Source organism: Bacillus sp. FJAT-29790 (genome assembly GCF_019039215.1).
Lineage (GTDB): Bacteria > Bacillota > Bacilli > Bacillales > Cytobacillaceae > Cytobacillus.
In genome coordinates, this window is sequence record NZ_JAHNZZ010000001.1 from 3050281 (window position 1) to 3050681 (window position 401).

The following is a 401-nucleotide window of genomic DNA, read 5'->3' on the forward strand; positions in this document are numbered from 1 at the left end:
CGATAATAAGCAATTAAAATTGTAGAACATTAAACTACGACCAGATAGGTATAACCTGTACGTATTAGCTAGCTGAGTTAATACTCTAAATTGGTGACCCGTACGGGATTCGAACCCGTGTTACCGCCGTGAAAGGGCGGTGTCTTAACCGCTTGACCAACGGGCCAACTATAAAATTAAAGCAAAAAAATAGCCCTAATGGGGCTTTGCCTGGCGACGTCCTACTCTCACAGGGGGAGAGCCCCCAACTACCATCGGCGCTGAGAAGCTTAACTTCCGTGTTCGGGATGGGAACGGGTGTGACCTTCTCGCTATCGCCACCAGACTATTTTTTGTTAAAAGGATTATTCCTTCAAAACTAGATAACAGACAATCATCATTGAAAGTATTGTGGTTAAGTC

1 tRNA gene and 1 rRNA gene are annotated in these 401 nt (G+C 44.4%); both read right to left on the minus strand.

Annotation, left to right across the window (positions count from 1 at the left end):
- Positions 1-91: 91 nt before the first annotated feature.
- Positions 92-166 (minus strand) — tRNA-Glu (locus tag BGM26_RS14460).
- 42 nt (positions 167-208) lie between these two features.
- A 5S ribosomal RNA gene (gene rrf, locus BGM26_RS14465) occupies positions 209-325 on the minus strand.
- Positions 326-401 lie beyond the last annotated feature (76 nt).